Source organism: Amycolatopsis cynarae, from assembly GCF_026802195.1.
Taxonomy (GTDB): Bacteria; Actinomycetota; Actinomycetes; order Mycobacteriales; family Pseudonocardiaceae; genus Amycolatopsis_E; species Amycolatopsis_E rhizosphaerae.
This window is the reverse complement of sequence record NZ_CP113836.1, coordinates 241,564-258,045: the sequence shown is the minus strand read 5'-3', so window position 1 is coordinate 258,045 and position 16,482 is coordinate 241,564. Positions and strand designations below refer to the sequence as shown.

At 70.5% G+C, this 16,482-nt stretch carries 19 protein-coding genes and 1 tRNA gene; 7 read left to right on the top strand and 13 right to left on the bottom strand.

The window, feature by feature from the left end; translation table 11 throughout:
- The first annotated feature begins 22 nt into the window (after positions 1-22).
- A complete protein-coding gene (gene mscL, locus ORV05_RS01350; RefSeq protein ID WP_268756628.1) occupies positions 23-439 on the top strand; it encodes a large-conductance mechanosensitive channel protein MscL in 417 nt (138 codons plus the stop codon).
- A gap of 97 nt (positions 440-536) precedes the next feature.
- On the opposite strand, the gene ORV05_RS01345 is transcribed toward mscL, so the two are convergent.
- Both ORV05_RS01345 and ORV05_RS01340 read right to left on the bottom strand, forming a co-directional pair.
- Positions 537-713: a hypothetical protein gene (locus ORV05_RS01345; RefSeq protein ID WP_268756627.1), complete on the bottom strand. Its 177-nt coding sequence runs from the start codon at positions 711-713 to the stop codon at positions 537-539.
- A 79-nt stretch (positions 714-792) separates the two neighbouring features.
- Complete coding sequence (locus tag ORV05_RS01340; RefSeq protein WP_144588345.1) at positions 793-1,293, bottom strand: MogA/MoaB family molybdenum cofactor biosynthesis protein; 501 nt, start codon at positions 1,291-1,293, stop codon at positions 793-795.
- Positions 1,294-1,381: 88 nt separating this feature from the next.
- On the opposite strand from ORV05_RS01340, the gene ORV05_RS01335 reads away from it, so the two are divergent.
- Entirely contained in the window at positions 1,382-2,443 is a 1,062-nt protein-coding gene (locus tag ORV05_RS01335) for an NAD-dependent epimerase/dehydratase family protein (RefSeq protein ID WP_268756626.1), read from the top strand.
- Between the two features lie 19 nt (positions 2,444-2,462).
- On the opposite strand, the gene ORV05_RS01330 is transcribed toward ORV05_RS01335, so the two are convergent.
- Genes ORV05_RS01330 through ORV05_RS01320 form a run of 3 tightly spaced genes read right to left on the bottom strand, consistent with a single transcriptional unit; the run spans position 2,463 to position 5,581 of the window.
- The gene (locus tag ORV05_RS01330) at positions 2,463-3,479 is read right to left on the bottom strand and encodes a sensor histidine kinase (RefSeq protein WP_268760073.1); all 1,017 of its coding nucleotides are present in this window, start codon (positions 3,477-3,479) and stop codon (positions 2,463-2,465) included.
- Positions 3,480-3,505: 26 nt separating this feature from the next.
- The gene (locus tag ORV05_RS01325; RefSeq protein WP_268760072.1) at positions 3,506-4,213 is read right to left on the bottom strand and encodes a response regulator transcription factor; all 708 of its coding nucleotides are present in this window, start codon (positions 4,211-4,213) and stop codon (positions 3,506-3,508) included.
- A 6-nt stretch (positions 4,214-4,219) separates the two neighbouring features.
- A complete protein-coding gene (locus tag ORV05_RS01320) occupies positions 4,220-5,581 on the bottom strand; it encodes a hypothetical protein (protein WP_268760071.1) in 1,362 nt (453 codons plus the stop codon).
- Positions 5,582-5,784: 203 nt separating this feature from the next.
- Between ORV05_RS01320 and ORV05_RS01315 the strand changes: the two genes are divergently transcribed.
- Genes ORV05_RS01315 through ORV05_RS01305 form a run of 3 tightly spaced genes read left to right on the top strand, consistent with a single transcriptional unit; the run spans position 5,785 to position 7,702 of the window.
- Complete coding sequence (locus ORV05_RS01315) at positions 5,785-6,429, top strand: glycosyltransferase family 2 protein (RefSeq protein ID WP_326938168.1); 645 nt, start codon at positions 5,785-5,787, stop codon at positions 6,427-6,429.
- Positions 6,426-7,097, top strand: coding sequence for a TIGR04282 family arsenosugar biosynthesis glycosyltransferase (locus ORV05_RS01310; RefSeq protein WP_268756625.1), 672 nt, complete (start codon positions 6,426-6,428; stop codon positions 7,095-7,097). Before ORV05_RS01315 ends, ORV05_RS01310 begins: the two co-directional genes overlap by 4 nt.
- The gene (locus tag ORV05_RS01305; RefSeq protein ID WP_268756624.1) at positions 7,094-7,702 is read left to right on the top strand and encodes a methyltransferase domain-containing protein; all 609 of its coding nucleotides are present in this window, start codon (positions 7,094-7,096) and stop codon (positions 7,700-7,702) included. Before ORV05_RS01310 ends, ORV05_RS01305 begins: the two co-directional genes overlap by 4 nt.
- A gap of 88 nt (positions 7,703-7,790) precedes the next feature.
- On the opposite strand, the gene ORV05_RS01300 is transcribed toward ORV05_RS01305, so the two are convergent.
- The 6 genes from ORV05_RS01300 to ORV05_RS01275 form a co-directional block, all read right to left on the bottom strand.
- Positions 7,791-9,149 (bottom strand): S1C family serine protease, encoded by a 1,359-nt coding sequence (locus ORV05_RS01300; RefSeq protein ID WP_268756623.1) that lies wholly within the window; start codon positions 9,147-9,149, stop codon positions 7,791-7,793.
- Between the two features lie 116 nt (positions 9,150-9,265).
- Entirely contained in the window at positions 9,266-10,345 is a 1,080-nt protein-coding gene (galT, locus tag ORV05_RS01295; RefSeq protein ID WP_268756622.1) for a galactose-1-phosphate uridylyltransferase, read from the bottom strand.
- Positions 10,342-11,139: a DeoR/GlpR family DNA-binding transcription regulator gene (locus tag ORV05_RS01290; RefSeq protein ID WP_268756621.1), complete on the bottom strand. Its 798-nt coding sequence runs from the start codon at positions 11,137-11,139 to the stop codon at positions 10,342-10,344. The genes galT and ORV05_RS01290 overlap by 4 nt, the downstream gene beginning before the upstream one ends.
- 70 nt (positions 11,140-11,209) lie before the next feature.
- Complete coding sequence (locus ORV05_RS01285) at positions 11,210-12,619, bottom strand: sensor histidine kinase (RefSeq protein WP_268760069.1); 1,410 nt, start codon at positions 12,617-12,619, stop codon at positions 11,210-11,212.
- An 8-nt stretch (positions 12,620-12,627) separates the two neighbouring features.
- Positions 12,628-13,320, bottom strand: a complete 693-nt coding sequence (locus tag ORV05_RS01280) for a response regulator transcription factor (protein ID WP_268756620.1) — start codon at positions 13,318-13,320, stop codon at positions 12,628-12,630.
- Between the two features lie 56 nt (positions 13,321-13,376).
- Positions 13,377-14,033: a response regulator gene (locus ORV05_RS01275; RefSeq protein ID WP_268756619.1), complete on the bottom strand. Its 657-nt coding sequence runs from the start codon at positions 14,031-14,033 to the stop codon at positions 13,377-13,379.
- 141 nt (positions 14,034-14,174) lie between these two features.
- On the opposite strand from ORV05_RS01275, the gene ORV05_RS01270 reads away from it, so the two are divergent.
- Positions 14,175-14,247, top strand: a tRNA-Arg gene (locus ORV05_RS01270).
- 401 nt (positions 14,248-14,648) lie between these two features.
- Complete coding sequence (locus ORV05_RS01265) at positions 14,649-15,005, top strand: hypothetical protein (protein ID WP_268756618.1); 357 nt, start codon at positions 14,649-14,651, stop codon at positions 15,003-15,005.
- Between the two features lie 450 nt (positions 15,006-15,455).
- Here ORV05_RS01265 and ORV05_RS01260 read toward each other — a convergent pair whose 3' ends face one another.
- The gene (locus tag ORV05_RS01260; RefSeq protein ID WP_268756617.1) at positions 15,456-15,884 is read right to left on the bottom strand and encodes a MarR family transcriptional regulator; all 429 of its coding nucleotides are present in this window, start codon (positions 15,882-15,884) and stop codon (positions 15,456-15,458) included.
- Positions 15,885-15,988: 104 nt separating this feature from the next.
- Positions 15,989-16,456 carry a WapI family immunity protein gene (locus tag ORV05_RS01255; RefSeq protein WP_268756616.1) on the bottom strand — a complete coding sequence of 156 codons (468 nt, stop codon included), beginning with the start codon at positions 16,454-16,456 and terminating at the stop codon, positions 15,989-15,991.
- Between the last annotated feature and the right edge of the window lie 26 nt (positions 16,457-16,482).

The following is a 16,482-nucleotide window of genomic DNA, read 5'->3' as shown; positions in this document are numbered from 1 at the left end:
CATCCGGACGAGTGGAGTGCAGATGTTCAAGGGCTTCAAAGACTTTCTGATGCGTGGCAACGTCGTCGACCTCGCGGTGGCTGTGGTCGTCGGCACCGCCTTCACGGCCATCGTCACCGCGTTCACCAACGGCCTGATCAAGCCGCTGATCAACACGGTCGGTGGGACCGACGCGGCCCAGGGGCTCGGCTTCAACATCCTCAGTGGCAACCCGTCCACGTTCCTCAACTTCGGGGACGTGATCAACGCCGCGGTCAACTTCGTGCTGATCGCCGCGGTCGTGTACTTCGTCATCGTGCTGCCGGTGAAGACGATCCAGCAGCGTCGCAAGCGGGGACAGGAGGCGGGCCCGTCCGAGCCGACCGACATCGAACTGCTGATGGAGATCCGGGACCTGCTGAAGCAGCAGCAGGAGCAGTGGCAGAAGCAGGAACAGTGAGGCGAGGCCAGCGCACCGGTGATCGCCCTTGGCGAAGCGGCGGGCCGGCTCGCACCGACAGGCAAGGCACTTCGAAACAGTTGCCTCGCAGCACGCGCTAACGGTCGTGGTGCGGGGGACGGTTCTCCTCGTACCACGTATCGCTATCCCGCTGGGGGCGCTCGGTGTCGCGCTCGTCGGAGGTGATGTCCGGCAGTACCTTGCCGAACACCGCGTCCAGCTTGCGCCGCCTACGTTCCCGGTCGGCCTTGTCGTTGCGGTTCTCGGAGGTCATGGTTCACCACCTTGTCGGGAAACCGTGCCCGTTCCGTCGGCGGGGGGCCGGCGGAACGGGCAGGTGGGGGCTCGCGTGATCAGGACTCGTCGAGCCCCGACAGCTCGTCGATGACGTGGGGCACCAGGGCGGACAGGGTGGCCATCCCGTCCCGCACGGCAGCCCGGGAACCAGCCAGGTTGACCACGAGGGTGCTGCCGGAAATGCCGACCAGCCCGCGGGAGATACCGGCGTCGACCGCGCCGGCGGCCAGGCCGGAGGAGCGCAGTGCCTCCCCTATCCCGGGGATCGGGCGGTCCAGCACACCGGCGGTGGCGTCCGGGGTGACATCGCGCGGGGACACGCCGGTGCCGCCGACCGTGATCACCAGGTCGACGCCGCCGATCACAGCGGTGTTGAGGGCGTTGCGGATCGCCACGGTGTCGGCGTGCACCACGACGACACCGTCGACGATGAAGCCCGCTTCCTCCAGCAGTTCCGTCACCAGGGGGCCGGAGGTGTCGTCATGCTCGCCATGCGCCGCGCGGTCGTCCACGATCACCACGAGGGCCCGGCCAAGTCGCTGTGCACTGCGTTCCATAAGGCACACGGTAGCCCGTCGTTACCAAAGTCTGACGGCCACGTCCGCAGTGCTGCGGCGGGTACGCCCGGCGTCCTAGCGTGGCCTGGTGCGAGTGCTCGTGACCGGCGGCGCCGGCTTCATCGGATCCCACGTAGCCGACGTCCTGGCGGACGCAGGCGACACGCCCATAGTGCTGGACAGCCTGCTGCCGCAGGCACACGGACCCTCCGGCGTCCCCGGCTACACGGCGTCCCACCGGTTCCGCCGAGGCGACGTGACCGACGCTTCCCTGCTGCGTGAACTGCTGTCGCAAGTGGACGCCGTCTGTCACCAGGCCGCGGTCGTGGGACACGGACTGGACCCGGCGGACGCCCCGCTCTACGCGGCCAACAACGACCTGGGCACCGCCGTCCTGCTCGCCGAAATGGCCGCGGCCGGGGTGTCACGGCTGGTCCTGGCCTCTTCGATGGTCGTCTACGGGGAGGGGCGCTACTCCTGCCAGCGGCACGGGGTCGTCGCTCCCCGGCCCCGTCGGAAGTCCGATGTGGACGCCGGTCGGTTCGAGCCGACCTGCCCCGCCTGTGACCGGGACCTCGACCCTCTCCTGGTCCCCGAGGACGCACCGCTGCGTCCGCAGAGCCTCTACGCGGCCACCAAGCTCGCGCAGGAGCATCTCGCGGCGGCCTGGGCGCGCCAGACCGGCGGCACCGTCTGGGCCCTGCGCTACCACAACGTCTACGGCCCGCGCATGCCGCAGAACACGCCCTACGCGGGGGTGGCGTCGCTGTTCCGGTCCGCCCTGCTCCGAGAGGAGGCCCCCACGGTCCTCGAAGACGGCCGTCAGCGCCGCGACTTCGTGCACGTCCACGACGTGGCGCGGGCCAACGTCCTCGCGCTCGGGGCCGAGGGCAGCCCCGGCGAACTGGTCCCACTGAACATCTGCTCCGGCACCCCGCACACGGTGGGCGAACTCGCGGCCGAACTGGCCCGGGTCTGCGGCGGCCCGGCACCGCGGATCATCGGCGGTGCCCGGCCCGCCGACGTGCGCCATGTCGTCGCGGATCCGGCCAGAGCCGCCGAGCTCCTCGGCTTCCGCGCCGAAACCGGTTTCGAGGAAGGCATCGCGTCCTTCGCCACCGCCACGCTTCGCGAACCCGCCCGGGCCTGACTGCCCATCAGGGCATGGCTCAGGGCATGGCGAGCGGCAGCCGGACCTCGAAGCGGCAGCCGTCACCGTGGTTGCGTACGCCGATCCGGCCCTGGTGGGCCTCCACCAGTCCCTTCGCGATCGCGAGGCCGAGCCCGCCGCCCGTGCCACCCGAATGGTCCGGGGTGCGGGCCCGGGTGCCCCGGTAGGCCACTTCGAAGACCCGGCCGATCTCCTCCTCCGGGATCCCGCCGCACCCGTCGTCGACGGCGACGAGCGCCTCGTCACCCTCGATGCCGACCCGCACCGCCACCGTGCCGTCCGGCGGGGTGTGCCGGATCGCGTTCGACACCAGGTTGCGCACGATCCGCGCCAGTTCGGGGTCGCTGCCCGCCACCACCGGCCAGCCAGCGGCCTCGGTCAGCACCCGCACCCCCTTGCGCTCGGCGACCGGCGCCTGCGCGGCGAGCGCCTCGCCGATGACGTCCTGCAGCGCCACCGCCGAAATCGTCAGCCGCAGTGCGCCCGCGGTGATCCGGGAAAGCTCGAAAAGGTCGTTGACCATGCCGGACAGGCGGGCCGTCTCCCCGCTGATCCGCTGCGCGTAGTCGGCCACTTCGCCCGGTTCGGCCACGATGCCGTCCGTCAGCGCCTCGGCCATGGCCCGGATCCCGGCCAGTGGGCTGCGCAGATCGTGGCTGATCCACGCGACGAGATCCCGCCGGGCCGCCTCACCGGCGCGTTCCCGCTCGCGCGCCTCGCGTTCCCACACGCTGCGCCGGGCGATCGCGCGGCCGAGCACGATCGCCGCGGGCACCGTGACCAGCGCGACGAGCGGGCACACCACCAGCATCGTGGTGAGCATGGGCGTGAACATGAACCCGCTGATGCCCAGCACCCCGGTCAGGGTCGCCAGCACGGGAATCAGCACCAAAACGGTGAGCGTGGCGGCGAGCGAACCGCGCCGCAGCAGGTACAGCACCAGCCCGCCGAGCAGTGCCACCGGCAGGGCGAAGGCCAGCGCGAACGGAAGGATGTGCCAGACGTGGACCAGCATCTCCCTGATGTCGCCGGTCGGCTCGATCACGATGCGATGACCCCCGCGGGGTCGTAGCGGTAGCCCACGCCCCACACGGTGGCGATGCGCACCGGTTTCGCGGGTGCGGACTCGATCTTCTCCCGCAGTCGGCGCACGTGGACGGTCACCGTGGACTGGTCGCCGAAGTCCCATCCCCAGACCTTTTCCAGCAGGTCGGTCCGGGAAAAGGCGATCCTCGGGTGGGTGAGGAAGAAGGCGAGCAGATCGAACTCCCGCGCGGTGAGCGGCAGTTCCGTCCCGTTCAGGGTCGCGCTCCGTGCGCCGGGGCGGAGCCGCAGGTTCCCGTCGGCGAGCTCGGCAGGCCCGGGCTCCGCCGCGGGCAGGCGGGCGCGCCGCAGTACCGAAGCCACCCGCAGGGCCAGTTCACGCGGGCTGAACGGCTTGGTGACGTAGTCGTCGGCGCCGAGTTCGAGCCCGGCGATCCGGTTCTCCTCCTCGCCCAGTGCGGTCAGCAGCACCACCGGCACGCTGCTGACCTGCCGCAGTCTGCGGCACACTTCGAGCCCGTTGAGGCCCGGCATCATCACGTCCAGCACCACGAGGTCGGGCGGCCGCAGCGCGAATGCACGCAGGGCCTCGGCGCCGTCACCGGCGACCTCCACCTGGAGCCCTCCGGCCTCCAGGTACCGGCGCACCACATCGCGGACCGTCTCGTCGTCGTCGACGACGAGGACTCGGCCGGTTTCGGCCATGATCACCTACCAGAAGGTCAGCACCAGATGGTTCACCGCGAGCGCGGTGACCGCCTGAGCGGTCAGCCACCCGCGGTGCGTCCGGAGCGGGAGCAGCGCGGCCGCCGGAAGCAGCCACACCGTGAACGGTAACCAGATTCGCTCGACTTCGGCCTTGGACAGCCCCGAGAGGTCGGCGAGGACGAGCATCGCGACCGCGGCCAGGACCAGCATCGGCACCGGGTCCCGGCGCCATTGTTTCCCGGACGGGCAGCAGGCGCGCCGTGTCCCGGCGACGAGCGCCGGACCGGCGGCGAGCACGAGGCAGGCCAGGTCGGCCCAGACCCAGTACCCGTAGGGCCGCTGACTGGCGATGCCCTGGTAGTACCGCTCGACCACGAGGTGGTAGCCGTCGAGCCACCAGAATCCGGCGGCCGCGAAGGCCGCCGCCACGGCTACCGCCCCGAGGGCGACGGGCAGCCACAGCCGGAGGCACCCGCCGAGCAGGAGCACCACGACCACGAGCAGACCCAGCAGGACGAGGCCGTAGGACAGGAAGGCGCCGAAGCCGAGGATCACCCCGCCGCACAGCGCCAGGAGGATCGCGGAGCGCCGTCCGGCCCGTGCCCGGTGGGTGGCGGCGGCGATCAGGGCGATTCCGCTCGCGGTGACCCCGGCGAACAGCCCGTCCGCGGACACGCCGATCCAGACCGCGCCCGGGAACAGGACCGCGAAGGGGATGACGGCCCGCGCGGCCTCACCGCGGCCCAGGGCGAGCAGCGTGATCGGCACGGCGACCGTGATCAGGCTTCCGGCGAGCACGCAGGCGGCGGCGGCCCAGGCACCCCCGGACAGGCCGAGCCGGTCCAGCCAGACGAACACGAGCGTGGCTCCCGGCGGGTGGCCGGACACGTGGGTGGTCCATGAACGCGGCTGGAAGTCCAGGATCCTGGCGGAGAACTCGCGGAGCATCGCGGGGATGTCGGTGATTCCGGGAACTTCCCGCAGGTATTCGTTGGGATCGGTGAGCCGCCCGGCGAATCCGCGCTGCCATCCGTCGATCAGGGCGAGGGCGAAGGTCCATCCCAGCGACGCGAGGTAGCCCAGCGGCAGCAGCCTGCGCCACGGCAGGACGGCCGCCAGCCTGGGACCGTGCACCACGACCGCGACGGCACCGAGGATCGCGAAGGGGGAGCCGGGCCCGAGATGGGGCAGCCAGCGGGCGAACAGCGGTGCCGCGGGCGCCCACAGCACGACGGGAGAACCGGGGCGGTTCAGGTACCACCCGACCGCGGCCGCGGCCCCCACCAGGAGCACCGCGACCGCGACCACCCCCAAGTCGGCGGCGCGCGCGAGCCGCCTCCGCCTCGGTTCGGTCTCGACGCGCATCATCCCCCTCGCTCCGGCTGGTACCGCGGGACGCTATCGGCCGGAAACGACGGCGGGAAGCTTCGCCGGGGATCCGTCACAGCTTGGTAAGAACTCGCCGTCCGTCATGATTTGGTAAGCAGCGCAAGGGTTTTGCCTTGTCCGTGGTGGACCTAGCTTCGGCAGGCGTGAGCAACGGTGAGGCCGGGCTGGATCCCGGCGAGATCGATGTGGTCCTGCCTTGCCTGAACGAGGCGGCCGCGCTGCCCGCTGTGCTGCGGGCGCTGCCGCCGGGTTACCGGGCCATCGTGGTGGACAACGGGTCCACCGACGATTCGCCCGAGGTCGCGGCCGCGCTCGGCGCGAAGGTGGTGCACGAGCCTCGCCGGGGCTACGGCGCCGCGGTGCACACGGGCCTGTTGTCGGCGAGTTCGGACATCGTCTGTTTTCTCGACGCGGACGGTTCCCTCGATCCGCGAGAGCTGCCCCCGCTGGTGTCGGCGGTGGCCGGGGGCGCCGGACTGGCCGCCGGACGGCGGATACCGGCCGGACGCGGGGTGTGGCCGTGGCACGCGCGGGTGGGGAACCTCCTGCTCGCCGGTCTCCTGCGCCGCCGCGGCGTGCGGGTGCACGACATCGCCCCGGTCCGCGCGGCGCGGCGGGAGGAACTGATCGCACTCGGCATCACCGATCGCGCCTTCGGTTACCCGCTGGAACTGCTGCTGAAGGTGGGTCGCGCGGGCTGGATCGTCGCGGAGTTCGACGTGGCGTACCACCCTCGGGCGGCGGGAACGCGCTCGAAGGTGTCGGGTTCGCTACGCGGAACCCTGCGCGCTGTTCGTGACATGGGGAAGGCGCTGCACGCATGAACCCGCGGTTCTGCCTGCTGGTCGTGGCCAAGGCGCCCCTGCCCGGTCGCGTCAAGACCCGGCTGTGCCCGCCCGCTTCGCCCGGTCAGGCCGCCGAGATCGCCGCCGCCGCGCTGCTGGACACCCTCGACGCGGTGTCCGCCACCCCCGGTTCGGTTCCCGTCGCCGCGATCGACGGTGAGCTGTCCTCGGCCGTCCGCTCCGCCGAGTTGGTGCACGCCCTGCGCGCCGTCACCGTGCTCCGCCAGCGCGGCGGGGACTTGGGCGAACGACTGGCGAACGCCCACGCAGACGCGGCCGGGGCCTGGCCGGGGCTGCCGGTGCTCCAGATCGGGATGGACACCCCGCAGGTCACCCCGGGCCTGCTGGCGGAGGCCGGCGAAATGCTCGGGGACCGGCAGGCGGTGCTGGGCCCTGCCACGGATGGCGGCTGGTGGGCCCTCGGACTCGCCGATCCCCACCGGGCGGCCGTGCTCACCGGCGTGCCCATGTCCAGGGCGGACACCGGGGAACGCACTCGCCGTGCCCTGGCCGAGGCGGGCCTGCGCCCCGGCATACTGCCGGAACTGTCCGATGTGGACACGATGGCCGACGCCGTGCGGGTGGCACGGCAGGCCGGGGCCCGGTTCGCGGAAGCGGTCGAAGCGGTGCGGGTGGTTTCGGGGTGAACTCGCCGTTCGACGCCGCGCTACGCACCGGTCGGTGCACGCTGGAACTCGCCGGGGGTGAACGGGTCGCACTGCCCGCGCAACGGTGGCTGGACGCGCCGGGTGCCGGTGACGAGCTCCTGCTCGCGCGCTGTGTGGGCCCGACTCTCGATATCGGGTGCGGCCCCGGCAGGCTGACCACGGAACTCACCTTCCGAGGCGTTTCGTCCCTGGGCATCGACACATCGTTCACCGCCGTCCGGCTCACCCGCCGCCGCGGCGGGACGGCGCTGCGGCGCGATGTCTTCGGCCGGGTGCCCGGCGAAGGACGATGGCATTTCGCGCTGCTCGCCGATGGCAATATCGGCATCGGGGGTGATCCGGTCCGGCTGCTGCGCCGCGTGTTCCGGTTGCTCGGCCCGGACGGGCACGCCCTGGTCGAACTGGAACCGCCCGGCCGCGGCGCCCGGCGCGACCGGGTCCGGCTCGGCGGCGGCCCGTGGTTTCCCTGGGCCTGGCTCGGTGCGGACGCGCTCGGCGACCTGGCACGCGCCCTGTCGCTGCGGGTCGTGTGGACGGCGTCCCACGGCACCAGGCATTTCGCCGCGCTGGCCCGCGAAGCCTGAGCAGCGGGTAAAAGGAACTCCCGGCGAGCCGCTCTCGCCGGGAGTCCTGGTTGGTCTCGGCCGCGCCCTGCGGCCGAGCGATGGGAAGCTACTTCACCTGCACCGGCTGCCCACCCAGGGTGACCTGGACGGTCCGCCCGTCGCTGAGGGTGAACGTCGCCTTGTCGTTGGGCGCACGGGTGCGGACCGCGGCGATCAGGCCGTCCGCGTCGTTGATCACCAGATCGTCGACCTTGACCACCACGTCGCCGCCCTTGAGCCCGGCCTGCCCCGCGGGGCTGCCCGCCTGCACGCTCTGGATCTGGGCGCCACCGGACTGGGCGTCACTGACGTTGGCCCCGATGTAGGTCTGGGTGGCCTTGCCCGTGTTGATGATCTCCTGCGCGGTGCGCCGGGCCTGGTTGATCGGGATGGCGAACCCGATGCCGGCGTTGGTCGCCTGCGTCTGCTGCTGTCCGAAGCCCCCCGAGGACTGCGGGCTGTAGATCGCGGAGTTGATCCCGATGACCTGGCCGCCGAGGTTCACCAGCGGGCCACCCGAGTTGCCCGGGTTGATCGCGGCGTCGGTCTGGATCGCGCTCATCACCGTCGTCTGGTCGCCGCTGCTGCCCCCGGCGCGGACCGGCCGGTGCAGGGCGCTCACGATGCCCGACGTGACCGTCCCGGCGAGCTCGAACGGCGAACCGAAGGCCACCACCGACTGGCCGACCTTCATCGCGTCCGAGTTGCCCAGCTCCACCGGGGTCAGGTTCTTCGCGCCCTGCACCTTGACCACCGCGATGTCCGTCGTCGGATCCCGGCCGACGATGGAGGCCGGGGCCTTGGTCCCGTTCGGGAACACGGCCTGGATGGTGCCCCCGTTGGCGGCGACCTCGACCACGTGGTTGTTGGTGAGCACATAGCCGTCGGAGGACAGGACGAACCCCGATCCCTCGCCCTGCTCCTGGCTGCCCGCCACGACCAGTTCCACGACGCTCGGCGACACCTTCTGCGCCACCGCCTCGACCGAGCCCGCCGGCGCGTTGCCGGTCTGCTGGCTCGGTACCGGCTGGGTCAGTGCGTTGTAGGAACTGCCGCCACCCTGACCCGAATTCCCGGCGAGGTAGCCCCCGGTAGCCCCGGCCGCGCCGCCGACCACGAGTGCGAGCGCCGCGATGCCGGCGACCAGCTTGCCGCGTCCCGAGCCGCGCTGCTGAGGGATGGCAGGCTGCTGCACCGGGAACACCGCGGTGCCGTACGGCGAACCGGGCTGCTGGTGGGCCTGCTGCGCGGACGGCGAGGTCCACGGGTACTGCGGCTGCTGGGCCCCCTGGGCGGACCAGGGATTCGGCTGCTGTTCGGCACCGAGTGGCGTACCCCGCGGCGGTGTGGCGTCCTGCTGCGATGGCTGGGCGTCGTCCCGGGGTGCACCGCCTGCCTGCGGTGCGTTGGGGTCGTTCTCGGTCATATCCTCACCCTGCTGGTCGGTCCTGAGAGCTAGCTGAGCCCAAGCTGAGGTTCCAACATGAAGTATGCCGACGTCGGGCTTCACCCGCGTGGCGACACCCGGCCCCGCCGGGCGACTCAGCCGGCGGCGCGGAGGCGCTCGGCGATCTGTTCCGGGGTGGCGTCGTTGATCCACACCGCCATACCGGACTCCGAACCGGCGAGGTACTTGAGCTTGTCCTTGGCGCGCAGGATGGAGAACAGTTCCAGGTGCAGCCAGCCGAGTTCACGGTCCACTCGCACCGGGGCCTGGTTCCACGCGGCGATGTAAGGCAGCGGCCGGTCGTAGAGCGCGTCGCAACGGCGAAGCACCCGCAGGTAGACGTCCGCGAAATCGTCACGTTCGTCGCTGCTCAGCGCGGGAAGGTCGGGAACCTGGCGATGCGGCACGAGCAGGACGTGCACCGGCCAGCGCGCCGCGGGCGGGACGAACGCCGTCCAGTGCTCGCCCTCGACGATGACGCGGCTGCCGGATTTCCGCTCCGCGGCCAGCACGTCGCCGAGCACGGGGCGCCCGTGTCGCTCCTGGTACTCGCGCGCGACGTCGAGCGCGCGCCGGGTCTTGGGGGTGACGAACGGATAGCCGTAGATCTGGCCGTGCGGGTGGGAGAGCGTGACGCCGATCTCCTCACCGCGGTTCTCGAACGGGAAAACCTGCTCGACGCCATCCACTTTGGACAACTCGGCGGTGCGGTCGGCCCACGCGTCGACCACCGTGCGGACGCGGCCCACGGGAAGGCGCGCGAAGGAACCGTCGTGGTCGCTGGTGAAGCACATGACCTCGCACCGGCCTCGGCCGGGGGCGGTGGGCACCAGGCCAAGGTCGTCCACTGTGGCCGGTTCTCCGGTCACCCCCTGGGAGAAGGACGGGAAGCGGTTCTCGAAGACGACCACGTCGTAGCCACTTTCCGGGATCTCACTCGGTTTTCCCGGCTTGCTCGGACACAGCGGGCACAGGTCGGCAGGGGGCTTGTAGGTCCGGGTCTGCCGGTGTGCGGCCATCGCCACCCACTCGCCCGACAGGGGATCGAGACGGATCTCCGAACTGGCCGCGACCGGGGGCAGGTCACGAGTGTCACGCGCGTCGCGCGGGTGCGGCTCCTCGTCGAAGTAGATGATCTCTCTGCCGTCGGCGAGATGCCGGACCGTGCGCTTCAACTCTCCTCCGTCTCGTCTTCCGGTACGCAGGCCACCATCAACTCCCCGACCTGCTCGCGCAGGGTTTCGCGAGCCACCTCGGGCAGCCCGTCGTCGGACACCACGACGTCGGCCTCGTCGAGGTCGACGATCGTGGAGATGCCGACGATGCCCCATTTGGTGTGATCGGCGAGCACCACCAGACTGCGGCCGGCCTCGACCAGCGCCCGGTTGGTTTCGGCTTCCTCGAGGTTCGGCGTGGTGAACCCGGCACCTTCGGCCATCCCGTGCACGCCGAGGAACACCAGGTCCAGGTGCAGCCGCCGCAGGCTGTGCACGGCGACCGCGCCGACCAGGGCGTCCGACGGGGTGCGGACGCCGCCGGTGAGCACGACCGTGCGATCGGGCTGCGCGGGGTCGCGCAGCACGTCGGCGACCTGGATCGAGTTCGTGACGATCGTCAGGCCGGGCACCTGGTCGAGGGCCCGCGCGAGCGTCCAGGTGGTGGTGCCCGCGCTGATGCCGATCGCGGTTCCCGGGCGGACGAGCCCCGCCGCGAGCCGCGCGATGGCCTCCTTCTGGGCGCGCTGACGGCCCGACTTGGCCTCGAAACCGGGCTCGTCGGTGCTCTTGCCGACGATCGCGGTGGCGCCGCCGTAGACCTTCTCGACCAGGCCACGTCCGGCGAGGACGTCGAGATCGCGCCGGATGGTCATATCGGACACGCCCAGTTTGAGCACGAGCTCGCTGACCCGGACGGCCCCCGTTCGCCGGGCCTGCTCCAGGATCACCGCTTGCCGTTGCCGCGCCAGCACCGTCGCTCCCGCCGTTCACCACCCACCAACTACACAAAATCCTACACGATCAAACAAAGGGTGGGGATGGTCAGGCAGGTTGACCGGGCAGGCGGATGGTCAGCAGCGCGCCGCCCTCGGGCGCCTTGCCGGCGTAGGCCGTGCCGCCGTGACGTTCGGCGGCCTGTTTCACGATCGACAGGCCGAGTCCGGAGCCGGGCAGCGTGCGGGCCTCGGACGAGCGGTAGAACCGGTCGAACACCTTCGGCAGGTCGGCGTCGGCGATACCCGGGCCCGAGTCGGCCACCTCGATGACCGCGGTGCCGTCGCCGAGCGGATGCATCCGCACCCGCACGGCGGCCCCGGGCGGGGAGAACTTGACCGCGTTGTCCAGCAGGTTGAGTACGGCCCGTTCCAGCGCGGCGTGGTCCCCGGTGAGCACCCAGGGCTGCAGGGACACGTCGAACTCGATCTCCCCGGCTCGGCGGCGCGCCCGGTCGAGGGCGCGTTCGACCACGTCGATCATCTCGACCCGCTCGTAAGCGGCGTGCGGCTCGTCCTGCCGTGCGAGCTCCACCAGGTCGCCGATGAGCTGGGTGAGCTCGTCCAGTTGCGCCTTGATGTCGGTCTCGATCTCCGCACGGTCCTTTTCGGACAGCGTGGGCGCACCGGCCCGGCTCGCCGACAGCAGCAGTTCGAGGTTCGTGCGCAGCGAGGTCAGCGGAGTGCGCAGCTCGTGGCCCGCGTCGGAAACCAGTTGCCGCTGGCGTTCCTGGGACTCGGCGACCGCACCGAGCATCATGTTGAAACTGTGCGTCAGCCGGGCCAGTTCGTCGTCACCGCTGATCGGGATCGGGCGGAGATCGCCCGTGCGCGCGATGTGCTCGGCGGCCGAAGTGAGCCGCTCCACCGGCCGGAGCCCGGTGCGGGCCACCGCCGTGCCGGCGAGCGCGGCGACCACGATCCCGCCTCCGCCGATGAGCGCGAGCACCGCCGCGAGCTGGCCGAGGGTCTGCTTCGTGGAGCGCAGCGGCTGCGCCAGCACCATCGCCTGGCCCTCGCCGTAAGGCAGCGCGATGACCCGGGTGTCGGTGTGCGCGTCGGTGCGCAGCGACTGGGGTTTGAGGCCCTGCGCGACCGCGAGTTCGTCCTGTCCCGCCGGTGGTTGCTGCCCCCCGCGGGGATAGTTCAGCGAACCGTTCGCGTCGAGCACCCCGATCTGGATGTCGGTGATCAGGAAGGCACCCGGGTACTGCTGGAAACCTCCCCGGACCTGCGGCGTCCGCACGGCCGACACGGCACGCGCCACCAGGTTGTCGTCCACCTCCTGGTAGAGGTTCCGGGAGATGGTGAGGTAGGCGCCGATGGACACCAGCACCATCACGCCCGCGACGCAGGCGGCCGCGAGCAGGGTGACGCGCGAGCGCAGGGAGATGCGTCTCCGGGGGCGGGAAGCGGGCTCGGGGTGGTTCACCGGGAAGGTGGGGGCCGGCTGGGTCATGGTCTGGCTCACGGCGGGGTTTCCCGCAGCACGTAGCCGACGCCGCGCACGGTGTGGATGAGGCGGGGCTCACCGCCGCCTTCGGTCTTGCGACGCAGGTAGCCGACGTAGACCTCGAGCGCATTGCCGGAGGTCGGGAAGTCGTAGCCCCAGACCTCCTCGAGGATGCGGCTCCTGGTCAGCACGTGCTTGGGGTAGGACATGAACAGTTCGAGCAGGGCGAACTCGGTGCGGGTGAGACTGATCTCCCGGTCCCCGCGGCGTACCTCGCGGGTGCCCGGGTCGAGGGTGAGGTCGGCGAAGGTGAGCTGTTCGCTGCCCGCGCCCTGCTGCGCCTCCGGGGCGGCCCGGCGCAGCAGCGCCCGCAGCCGCGCGAGCAGTTCTTCCAACGCGAACGGTTTGGGCAGGTAGTCGTCGGCGCCCGCGTCCAGCCCGGAGACCCGGTCGGACACCGTGTCGCGGGCGGTCAGAACCAGGATGGGCAGGTCGTCGCCGGTGCTGCGGAGGCGGCGGGCGACCTCGAGACCGTCCAGCCGCGGCATCATGACGTCGAGGATCATCGCGTCGGGCCGGTCGGCCACCACCTTCTCCAGCGCCTGGGCGCCGTCGCCGGCGAGGTCGACCTGGTAGCCGTTGAACTCCAGCGACCGCCGGAGCGACTCCCGGACCGCCCTATCGTCGTCGACCACGAGAATGCGCATGTAGACAGTGTTGCGGACCGGGCTGAGACGCGCCTAAGAACCGACCGTGACGATCATCAGATCTGGTCGAGCAGACCGCCTCGATAGGCCAGCAGCGCCGCCTGAACCCGGTTCGCCGCGCCGATCTTGGACAGCACCGCCGACACGTACCCCTTGACCGTGGCCTCGGACAGGTGAAGTTTGCCGCCGATCTCGGCGTTGGACAGCCCCTGCCCGATCAGAGCCACCACCTCGCGCTCACGCTCGGACAGCGAAGCGAGCAGCTTGCGCGCGGGCTGCGCAGCACGCTGCCCCTCCCGGTGCGCCCGCACCATCCGGGCCGCCACGCCCGGGTCCAGCACCGCCCCGCCGCGGGCGAGGTCGCGGACGGCCCGGAGCAGGGCGGCGGGCTCGATATCCTTGAGGAGGAAGCCGTTGGCGCCGAGGCGCAGCGCGAGGCTGACATACTCGTCGATGTCGAACGTGGTGAGCATCGCCACCGCCGGCGGCGAGGGGAGCGCGAGGATCGCGCGCAGGGCCCTGATCCCGTCATCCGGAGCGCGCATTTTGATGTCGAGGAGCACCACATCCGGATGTGAGCGCCGTACCGCCTCGACCGCCGATCTGCCGTCGACCGCCTCGCCGACCACCTCGATGTCCGCCGCCCCGGCCATCATGCCGCGCAGCCCCGAGCGGACCAACTCTTCATCGTCGGCGAACAGCAGCTTGATCAACTAGCCCTCCGGCGCTCGGTGGAGCGGGGATTCCGCGCCCGGTCACGGAAGGTTACCGGTTGGTAGCGAAAGAGTCGATACGCCGTTCGCCCGGTCCCACTCACCGAACACCGCCGGGGACCGCTACGCTGTCCCTGGCAAGCCCTCGTAGCTCAGGGGATAGAGCACCGCTCTCCTAAAGCGGGTGTCGCAGGTTCGAATCCTGCCGGGGGCACGCAGGTCAGAGGCGGTTTGGACTGGTCAGGACCGCCTCGCGTGGTGCGGGTTTGGGGCGAACCGCACCATGACGAGCGCTGGGGATGGCGCGAGGGGTGCCAGCGAGGCCAGATCGAGCAACTGCCGAGTGGGGCACTCCGGGTCAAGCTGTACGCCGGTGTAGACCCTTTGAGCGGCCGTCGGCACTACCCCCGCGAGACGATCCCACCCGGGAGGTGATCTGTTCGGTGGGCTGACGGCGACATACCGATCCGGGCCGACGCCGGGGCGGCGAAGTTATCCATCCCGGCGTCGGCGTAGAGGCTGTGGCAGTGCCCGTAGTGGGCCAGCCGCCACCCTCGCAGCACCGGGGCGAAGGTACTGACGAAGGTACAGGTCTGTCGCTGGCATGATCCACGCATGAGCTACGACTTGGCAGTGTGGGAGGGTGACCGTCCGGCCAGCGACAAGGCGGCCGCCGACGTGTTTCGTCTTCTGTGTGAGCGCCACATCGAATCCGGCAGTCAGGAACCACCCTCGGACCGAATTCGTGCTTTCGCCCTCGCTCTGCTCGATCGCTACCCGGACATCAGTGAGCAAGACGGCGAAGACAGCCCATGGTCGACCGCGCCACTGATGAGCGAGGCGGTCGGACCATTGATGTACTTTCCGATGGTGTGGAGCAGGTGCGAGGAAGTGTCTGCCTGGGCGTCGCAACTCGCCACGGAACACGGGCTGGTCTGCTACGACCCCCAACTCGACCGGCTCCGACCGTAGAGTTATGACACAACGGCGCGGGGAGGTGCCCGACGGGCTAGCGCAGCATCTCCTTCAAGTCGCCGATTCACTACACCGGTGCCCTGGACGACGCCCAGCAACGTTAATCACGGCACAAACGACCAGCTCACGGCGGGTACAGGTACGTGCAGATGCAGTGTCCACCGCACCGGGGGCACGCAGGTCAGAGGCGGTTTGGACTGGTCAGGACCGCCTCGCGTGGTGCGGGTTTGGGGCGAACCGCACCATGACGAGCGCTGGGGATGGCGCGAGGGGTGCCAGCGAGGCCAGATCGATCGACTGCCGAGCGGGGCACTCCGAGGCAAGCTCTATGCCGGTGTAGACCATTGAGCGGGCGTCGGCACTACTCGTCGAACGAGCGGCCCTCGTCATGAGGAGGAGCGCCGCATCCAGCGCGCCTCGCGTGGCAGAAGTACACCACCTCCGGAGTCAGGGTCCGGGGGGCAGCGCCTGGCGCCAGTGTTCGGCCACCTGGATCATGTCCTGCCGGACGTGCCGAAGCCATTGGTTGGTGGCGTGCAGCCGGGCTCCGACCAGGGTGTCCCCGCCGCACAACTCGGCGCCCTGGCGGGTGACATCGGCCCACAGCGCCAAGCCCTCCATGCTGGCCAGCCACGCCTGGTGCCATACGTGGTCGTCGATCAGATAGCGCTCGCGCCGGCCGTCCCGCTCGCGCCGGAGCAGCCCGCGCTGTTCCAGCCATGCCACGACCTTGGAGACCGACGCCGGACTGACTCGCAGCCGGGTCGCCAGTTCGGCCGCGGTGAGACTGCGTGACTCGGTGGTGAACAGGCACACCAGGACCCTGGCCATCATCGCGGGGACCCCGGTCTGCGTGGCCATCCGCACGAACCGCATCTCGAACTCCCGGCGGGAACTCCTGGAGCTCAACCGGACCCTGCCCGACCGTGAGTTCGACGAACTCGCCACCCGCTCCATCAGATAGGAGACCGAGGGAGACGTCAGCGGTGCCCCAGAACCGGGAACTCCGCCTCGATCGCGGCGAGCGCGTCGATCAACGCCGGTAGATCAGTCTGATCGAGATCAGCGATATGAAACGACAACCTGTTACCACTGCTTATTCGATCCTTCGCTACACCGTCTATTTCGACGTGACCCGACCTCTTCACCCGCACAGTCAAGCTCAACCATTCTTCCATCGAGTCGAGACGAGCGACACCGCCAAACCCCTCGTACGCCTTCTCCAACTCCTCACGGAAGCTCAGCAACTCATCGGCACGGAGACTCGCCGGAATCTTCCCGGTGAAGCCGCCGGCCGCCACCTCGATTGGGCTGAGCAACCAGTTCCCATCCCAAAAGTCCGTCGCCCCCGAATGCAGGCGACCCAGCACCTCGATCGCAACGCGATCACCAGAGGCTGAACCAATGACCACGGAAGCCGGATTGCCGAGGCGGCCTCCATCACTCATTTCACCATCCTAGTTACCGATCGCCC